Genomic DNA, 8,872 nt, shown 5'->3' on the forward strand with positions numbered 1-8,872 from the left:
GAGGTCCGGCCGGTAAAAGTGTTGGAATTAGCCACTTCGAGTATAACTAACTGAATAATAAAGATTTAATCAACCAGCAACTCAAATGACATTGGTTTAACCTGCTTGGTCAAATCCAGCTCAAAGCTTCCCAATCTGCCCAAGTGCTCGGTATGGTACGGCGAGAATGCGGCCATGAGGTCGCGGGTGATATTGTGGCCCTCCGACTTCAACTGGTTAAACACTTCCGTCATCGCGTTCACGTTGTATAGGATTGTGAAGTTCGCCAGCAAATGATTGTATTTCACGATTTTGCTTTGCTCATGCTTTAGGTTAGCGGGAATTTTTCCGGCATTCGCAAAAAACAACCAACGTGCAAACTCGTTGAACTCCTCACTCTTACAGGTCGCTGCCTGGATCGTTTTGCGTAGATCAACATCGGTGATGTATTCCAAAAGGAACATAGTTCTGACCACTCGCCCGAGTTCGCGGAACGCAAAATACAGCTTGTTTTTCCGGTTCTTGGTGCCGAACCGGCGCAGGATTGTCGAGGCGGTAATTTTTCCTGCTTTAACGGACATAGCTGTTCGCATCATATCCGCATAGTGCTTTTCAATGAGGTCCCACTTGATAGGCTCTTTGAACAAGGACTGAATATGCTTAAGCACCATAGCGCGGTCAGGCTTGTAGAAGCTGAGATCTTTGATATTTCGGATACGCGGCATGAGCTTGATGCCCAGTAGGTACGCCAGGCCAAATACCGGTGTTGATTGCGCCTGCGTATCCCCGTGAACGGTGTCTGGATTAAAATCTGATTCGTCGTTGAGCAGACCGTCCAGGATATAAATCGCCTCGTAGACACCACAGGGGATAAACCGGCTGAACAACGCAATGTAGGTATCTGAGACGTGGTAATAGGCAATGCCGCCATAGCTGCCGTAACGAATATGGTATTCCGATAGTAAATTATCTTCGTAGAGATCCCAGAGCTTGCCATCAGCGGACACACTGTTGCCCGAACCCCAACACTCAATGAGCCGGTATTTCTTGTACTCGCTGTTGATCTTAGCAATCGCTTTATCGAGACGGGCTTCCGTAGTGCGCTTTAAGTTAAGCCATGCAACTTGCTTGCGCGACACACCCTGCACGGATCGCACGGTTTCGGTAGGGCCAATATTGGTGCCGTAACAAAACACCGTCAGAACAAAACGTAACACCGGGTCGCTGATACGTGACTCGAAACCCGACAACGGGCCAAAATGTTTGTTCAAGTTCAACCATTTTTCGACATTAATGATTACATCGAGCAGGTTGATCTTGTCCAAGCGATCGCGCAAGAGCGCTCCAATTTCTTCGACCTCTGGCGAAGGTTGATCCGGTTTTGGTTTACCGATAATCAGGTTCCCGTTTTCTATACGGACCAGTTCATCCTCTGGAAATTGGCTATCAGCTTTCTGGCAGCTCGCCTCCATGGACTCCTTCAGTGTTCTTGCAAATTCAGTATCACCGGCGATAAGTCCTACCTCCTCGCAATAGGTAGGCAGCTGAGCCTCGTATTCTTCCCAGGTGATCATTTGCTCCCGGTAATCATCGAAGGTTTCACTGTAGGGAATGAACAAGTCACCGGTACTCAGTTCTTCGGCGATCCGTTCAAACACACACAGCTCAAAACAGGTTTTATTGACCTCGGTGACTTGCGCTGATTTAGTCGATTTTCCTGTGACCAGTTTCCACCAGCTTTCGCGAATCCAGCGAATGTTGATGACATTTTTGGAGGATGGATCGTTTGGATCACTTTGAATGGACAGGAACTCGGCGCGCCGTTGTTTGTATTTCAAAATAAATTGAAATGCATTCAGCAGATCCTTGTCTTCCGTGGACGAAGCCAGATTGAGTATTTCAATCGTGCGAAACAACGTTGATCGCTGCTTTTTGTAGAGTTGAACCATGAACGGCAAGTAGTTGTTACCCGCGAACGCCATGTAGTGTTCACACATTTGCAGCAACTGATCGCTGTTCTTTCCCAGGACAGGATCAAAAGCTGACACCGATTCGGGTTTATCCAAATAAACCTTGACCGTTCCAGTCAGCACAGAAATCAAATGATCAGTTTGCTTTTGATGGTCTGCAAGGTATTTCTCCAACAGTTTCTGCGCCGAGCGATCCATTTTTAACAGCAGTTTGATAAAAATATCGGCGGCATTATCCAGGGTTCGTGCGTATTGGTGCCGGATTAAAACGATGACCAGAGCGAGTCGCTTGTTCAGCTTTAGCTTCATCAATTCGGCGTAATCCAGGGCCTTGGCCTCGTCGATAAACTGCTGGTGTTTCACCGGTGGCAACCCCAAATCCGCAGGCAGTAGTGTTTGCAGGGAGGTCAGCCATTCCAGGTAGTGGATGTACACATGGATATTGCGAGGAGTTGGGCGTTTCGGTTCATTTTTCAGCGTGCTCCAGCCAAAACCATTCGGCCCGGTGCTGGAACGGAGAATATCCGTGATGCACTGGCGACTTTCAGCCGTCAAAAATTCACACAGTTGACCGTAATACCGGGTGTTGACTTCCGCTCTGGCTGTTTGGCAGATTCGCTCAAGCACGCTGAACGCTGGCAACTCGTATCGCTCCTTGACCAAGTATTCCAACGTGACATTGATGATATCCGGCAGGGCTTCTTTAGTTGTTGCCGCCTCTTGCGCCCAACTCTTTGTTAATCCGGAGGTCTTGGCTGCATCGTAGGGTTTTATATCGAGATAACGTCGAATCAGTTTTACATGACGATCCTTTGCCCCTGACACGTAATAGGTTTGAAGATCCTTGAATGATGCTCTTGAACGACACTGGCTTTTGATGTGTGCGATGATGACGTTTGGAGTTTCACCCAATGTGACAAATCTGCCTAATCGTTGGGTCGTCTTTAACTGGATTAGTAATCCCAGAAAGGAAGTGCTCGCCCGTTTGCAATGTTTCACAGCAAACTGCTGCTCTTCCGGTGTCGGTGTGTAGACATCCCCTAACTCGACATGCGTGATATCTGACTTGATCCGCGGATAGGCTGTCTGGTAAATGGCCGCCATCGATCCGCTACTTTGTTAATGGCAGTTTCAGTTGGGACAGTTTTCGCAGGTGGGCTAGTTGCAGGTTTCTGGTCGCCATTTGGTTTTCTCTTAATTTAGTCACACGTCACTCAGCGCCGGATCAATAACGTCCGTGTCCTTGATTGGTTGCGCCGAAGCGAATGGTATGCCCCCTAAGAGAAGGCATACCAATAGCGTTTTTAGGATGTTGTCTTCGTGTGAGTGGCTTGGAGCCGATGAGCAACCTCATCCCAATTAATATTATTGAAAAAAGCATCAATATATTTACCGGCAACCGCGCCAAAGTCCATGTGATAAGAATGTTCATACATATCCATGACCAACAACGGAACTGTGCCTACCGGGAAATGTGCGTGATCACCCATCCAATAATTTTCCAGCTTATTGAAATGCGTGTTATACCCCAGAACAACCCACCCGGAACCACCGCCCAAGCCTTGAGCGATTTTGCGGAATTCGGTTTCCCAGCGATCAAAAGTACCAAATTGTTTTGCGAAAGCTGAGCGTAATTCACCATCGGCTTTGCCATTACCGCCCAGGTTATCAAAATATAATTCGTGCAAAATGACCGAGCCTGTGCGAATCAAATGCTCCCGCTTGAGATCATTGTAGAGAAACGCTGGCGTGTCGGCGTTTGCGAGTGCCTGACTCAACTGATCATTCACCGCATTCAATGTTTTTACCGAACCGCTGTAATTGTTAGTCCAATGCGACTCGATCAAATTGGCAGAAAGGCCTTTTAATTTTGCGGCATTGAAGGATAAAGGTTTTGGTTTTATTTCGGTGATCATCCAATTTGCTCCTTTAGGTGCTGCCTGAGACGACGATTCAGCTGCGCTAACATTTGATGCCGATGCAATAAGCAACCCTGCGGCAGCGGTCGCACTGGTAGCCAGGAAATCACGTTTGTTTTGGTTAAAATCATTCATTGGTTTTCCTCCGTTAAGTGTAAGCAATGAGTTCGAGCAGATCGAAAGATGACTTAATTAATCCCCATTAACGACACCGCAAGCCCAACAAGCGCCGACATGCCAATCACCTTCATCACATTCATTTTGTAACGAAATAATGCGATACCCGCTGCAACAGCAATTACCGCTGATATCCATTCAAACCGCCCATCAAAGCCTTCTGGCCACAAAATGTGGTAACAGAAAAACAGGGCGAGATTCAAGATCACACCTACCACCGCCGCCGTGATGGCCGTGAGTGGCGCAGTGAATTTCAAATCATTGTGCGTCGTTTCAATAAAGGGGGCACCCGCAAAAATAAAAATAAACGAGGGCAAGAAGGTAAACCAGGTGACAATGGTGGCGGCTACTGCGCCAGCGAGAAATACCATGTCGGTGCCAAATACGGCTTGTACATATCCCCCAATAAAACCGACAAAGGCCACCACCATAATCAGCGGCCCTGGTGTGGTTTCACCGAGCGCGAGGCCATCGATCATTTGCGTGGGCGTGAGCCAACCATAGTGGCCGACCGCACCCTGATAAACATAGGGCAATACCGCATAGGCACCACCGAAAGTGAGTAGTGCCGCTTTGGTAAAGAACCAGGCCATTTGTGTCAGTGTGTGATCCCAACCGAAATAACTCCAAAGTGCAAACAGCGGAACAGCCCAGAGTAATGCACCGGAGATCAAGATCATGCTGAAACGCGACCAGCGGAACATGGCGTGCGCGGGCGTGGGTGTGTGATCATCGAATAACGCGGTGCCGAAGGATTTATCAGCCTTGCCATGGCCACCGCCGCTGTTGAAGTAGTCAGGTAGAAACCGCCCACCCAAATAACCAATCAGTGCCGCTGCAATCACGATGTAAGGGAATGGGATATTGAGTGCAAAAATGGCCACAAACGCGGCGGCAGCAATCGCCCACATCACATTATTTTTCAACGCGCGTGAACCAATGCGATGGGCGGCATGCACGACGATGGCAGTCACCGCCGGTTTGATACCGTAGAACAAACCGGCTACCCAACTTACGTCGCCGTAAGCGATATATACCCACGAGAGTCCAATCAAAATGAAGAGTGATGGCAACAAAAACAGCACACCCGCCACTATACCGCCCCAGGTACGATGCATTAACCAGCCAATGTAAGTGGCAAGTTGTTGCGCCTCCGGACCAGGCAACACCATGCAGTAATTGAGCGCATGCAAAAACCGTTTTTCGCTGATCCAGCGCCGGCGCTCCACCAGCTCCTGGTGCATGATGGCTATTTGGCCTGCCGGGCCACCAAAGCTGACAAACCCGAGCTTTAACCAGAAACGGAAGGCTTCCCAAAAACTGACCGGCGCAGGCGCTTCAACCGGCTGGTGAGCTATTAATTCGGTGGTGTTACTCATGGTGTGTTTCCTTATCTGTAAAAGCAGCCAGTAAGGCATCGAAGACACCATTAGCCGTGGCGATGAGTTGATCGTCGTCATGAATACTGTTGCGCAATCCCCACAGGATTTGCTCCAGCCCACTGGCTTCACTGGGCTGGATACCCCCTACGTCCAGAAAATGCACCAAGGCTCCCAAGCGCGTTAAGCCGGGGTGATCGAGCCTAAAACTGTCAAGCAGAACCTCAAAAGTGACCTTGCCATTCAGGTGAGTGAAACTGGCTCCGTCAAAATCAAAGCCCAGCGCATCGGCGGGACAATCCTTCGGTGCTTGCAACCACACAAAGCGAGCCTCCGGATCGATAAAACGGCGGATTAGCCAGGCACAGGCAAGGCGATCCACCCAGGGGCGTTGACGGGTTGCCCATAACCGCCCGCGATAGAGGCTGATATCCAACCGTGGGATTTCACCGGTGTGCTCATGGGGTTCGTTGGGCGATAACTGGCGATTGAGCTGAAGTTCAAGCTGTTGCAGCGCCTGCTGGGTTTGTGCCTGCGCTTCACCGGGGAAAAAATCCGTTGCGGCGATAGCGGTGAAGTTTTTGCGCAGTTTACGCAGCTGTCTGGTTGCTTCTTGCAGGGAACTACTGGCCAATTCTTTTATTGGGGGCAGCTCGTGTAAAAGATGGGCGTAATCATCCTGACGATCAAACAGGCCGCTGAATTGGCCAGCATCTTCGGTATCGACCAGGAGCACATAGGCTGAGCCTTCACTTGCCTCTACTTCTTGCAGCAAGCCATCGAACAATTGCTGATGTTCTGGTCGATGGGGAAGCAGATAAACGCCGTCACGCAATACTGCTGCACCGGAGGACTTGAGGGTTCGCCATACCCGCATACGCACTGTCGCGTTTTGGGTGGGCAGGGATAAGATCAGTAATACCCATTTCATATATTGTAGATCTAGTTACACAAAGGTAGGAAAATCTACAATATTTTATCGATGGTGTAAAGCGGCCAGAATGATCCATGATCGTGGCGGTAACATTACCAGCTTTGGTATTTGGGTTTGGCCCGATACATTGATTCTGCCCCGAATGTTGACCGAATCATTCAGCATCCATCAGGGTTGCCATCTTCTCCATTAAGATAATTGACGCATTATTGCTGAGCTGCTGGCCTTCCTCGATATACTCCCAGACGGTGGCATCGCTCTTCCAGCCGCCTTGTTTCTTGATCAACTCAAAATCCACTCGCTCACGCGCTGCCGATGTGGATAACCCTCTACGGAAACTGTGGCTACTGAGTTCAGGCACAAAATCAAACTCACAGGCTTGCCCCAGCGTTTTGAGCAAAGCATTGACCGCACCTGGAGCCAGCGCTTTTTCCTGAATGTGATCCCAGCGGTTGGTGGGACGAAACACCGGACCGTTGGTGATGCCCGCTGCATCTAACCAAGTTTTCACGGCGGTAGCCGGACAACAAGCGGCCTTTCCGTAAGGTAAAGCTCGCATTAAACCCATGCCTTGCTGGTCGGTCTTGGAGCGCGGCAACCGGATGAGTAGCCCCTCCGGCTCCCAAACCAGATCATTGACCTGAAGAGCAACCAGCTCACTGCGACGCAAGGCGCCGAAGAACCCGGTGAGTACCAAGGCAATATCCCGGTATTTCTTTTTGTTGTCCGGTAAGTGCCGCAAGTAATTTACTAGTTGGGCGATGTGCTCCAAGCGCAACGCCTTGGCCTTGCGCTTGGGCTGTCCATGGGTGCGGCGAATGCCCTCCATGGTTTTACATACCAGCGGATCACGAACCGGGTCAGTCAACCCTTGGTAGTGGTGCCATTGGCTAACGGCCGTGAGGTGAAGGGCGAGAGTCCGGCTATTCAGCACATCGGCCTTGGCCACCAGGTAACGCACCAGAGTATCCCGATCCGTGGGCAACCGCCCGCCCCATTTTTCGAACTGCCGAATCGCTGAACGGTAGGCCGTTCGCGTGTTATTGGAGGTCGCCGCTTGCAGATAGTGGCGCAGTGAGTCGGATTCTGCCAGCGACGGCAAAACTGATTGCTCACTACGCAATGGCGAATCCGATGTGAGTTTGGGTGTGTAGTTATCCATGGTTATCCCTTTTCTGTGGGTCGCTGGAAGGCACCAATGTACTGGTGTTACAAACATCAATTTTTCATTTCTCACTCATAACCCACGATAACATTCATTATCGAAGGTTACTATTTAATTTTTATTGGCTGCATAAAAGTCAATATATTATGTTATATTACGTGCTATGTAATACGTTACTAAATAATCACCGAGGGAAACTGTCATGGCTCGCGCCGGAATCACTTACTACGATGTCTCGAAAGCCGCAGAGGCTATCAAAATCCAGAACCAGGAGCCTACCGTAGATCGTGTCCGCGAGCATTTGGGAACCGGCAGCAAAAGCACCATTGCACCACTACTCAAGCGCTGGCGGTCAGATAATGGGGAGGTGGTCGATGTGAGCGGGTTGCCGAATGATCTCGTCGAGGTAGTAAAAGCCTTACATGAACGGGTTCAGCAGATGGCCGACCAGCGCATCGCGCAATCCCGCGACGAATTCAAGGCATCGAATGATCAACTCCGGAAAGAATTGACTGAGGCCCGTAACAGCATCGCGCAGCTTACCGACCGCCAACAGGATCTGAACGCCCAGCTATCGCAAATTACCGAAGCAAAAGCCCTGCAAAGCAAGTCCCTGGAAGATGTACGCATTAAGCTAGCAACGGCAGAGGCTCAACGCGACGAAGCCCTTTCACGAACTGCTGAATTAAAGGAAAGCGTTGCAGAACTCAAGCAGGAAAATAAGGATATTCGTGATCACTTTGAACACTACCAGCAACGCACCGCCGAAGATCGGCAGCAGGAACGCGAGCAATTCCACGTGGTTAACCAGGGCCTGAAAGACCAGATTCAAGACCTGCAACACCGGCTCATCCAAGCCGAGTCAAGCGCGTCCGAACTGATAGACACTAATGCGCACTTACAACGACAAACGCATGAGCTCGAACAGGCCAATGCGATGAACAAAAGCACCTTGGATAGACAAGTGGTCGATATCGAGAACTTGGAGCATCGACTTAACGACGCCTCGGCAAAAAGCCGGGAGCAGCAACATAAAAGTGAACAACTGGCGGATAATATTGCCGCACTTACCAGCCAGAAAGCAGATGCCGATAAGCAAGTGGCCGTACTATCCCAAGCATTGGAGGCCACTAAAACGGATCTGATAGTCTCTCAGAATAGAGTGGAAGCTCTGTCCGATGAGAACAGGTTGATTCTTCAGGAAAAAGCGGTGATTCAGGGACAGTTTAAGCAGCTTCAGGATTCGCTATCTCGGTAAGGATTTTATCCAGCCCTTGTCAGAAAAGCTAAATGAATCAATGTCTTATTTGCAAAGTGGCTAATTCCAACGCTTTTACCGGCCGGACCTC

General features: G+C 49.8%; 6 protein-coding genes. 1 reads left to right on the forward strand and 5 read right to left on the reverse strand.

The genetic code is table 11. The features are described from left to right. Positions 1-65 precede the first annotated feature (65 nt). The 5 genes from H5185_RS19540 to H5185_RS19560 all read right to left on the reverse strand — a co-directional run bounded on the left by H5185_RS19540 (position 66) and on the right by H5185_RS19560 (position 7,520). The gene (locus H5185_RS19540; RefSeq protein WP_182742926.1) at positions 66-3,053 is read right to left on the reverse strand and encodes a Tn3 family transposase; all 2,988 of its coding nucleotides are present in this window, start codon (positions 3,051-3,053) and stop codon (positions 66-68) included. A 200-nt stretch (positions 3,054-3,253) separates the two neighbouring features. Continuing rightward, complete coding sequence (locus tag H5185_RS19545; RefSeq protein ID WP_220494502.1) at positions 3,254-4,003, reverse strand: superoxide dismutase; 750 nt, start codon at positions 4,001-4,003, stop codon at positions 3,254-3,256. A 53-nt stretch (positions 4,004-4,056) separates the two neighbouring features. After that, a complete protein-coding gene (chrA, locus tag H5185_RS19550; protein ID WP_007645338.1) occupies positions 4,057-5,424 on the reverse strand; it encodes a chromate efflux transporter in 1,368 nt (455 codons plus the stop codon). Next, a complete protein-coding gene (locus tag H5185_RS19555; protein ID WP_007645340.1) occupies positions 5,417-6,355 on the reverse strand; it encodes a chromate resistance protein ChrB domain-containing protein in 939 nt (312 codons plus the stop codon). The genes chrA and H5185_RS19555 overlap by 8 nt, the downstream gene beginning before the upstream one ends. A gap of 157 nt (positions 6,356-6,512) precedes the next feature. Then, positions 6,513-7,520: a site-specific integrase gene (locus H5185_RS19560; RefSeq protein WP_007645343.1), complete on the reverse strand. Its 1,008-nt coding sequence runs from the start codon at positions 7,518-7,520 to the stop codon at positions 6,513-6,515. Between the two features lie 205 nt (positions 7,521-7,725). On the opposite strand from H5185_RS19560, the gene H5185_RS19565 reads away from it, so the two are divergent. Further along, a complete protein-coding gene (locus H5185_RS19565; protein WP_007645345.1) occupies positions 7,726-8,781 on the forward strand; it encodes a DNA-binding protein in 1,056 nt (351 codons plus the stop codon). The last annotated feature ends 91 nt before the right edge of the window (positions 8,782-8,872 follow it).

The organism is Shewanella sp. SG44-6 (genome assembly GCF_014164185.1).
Classification (GTDB): domain Bacteria; phylum Pseudomonadota; class Gammaproteobacteria; order Enterobacterales; family Shewanellaceae; genus Shewanella; species Shewanella vesiculosa.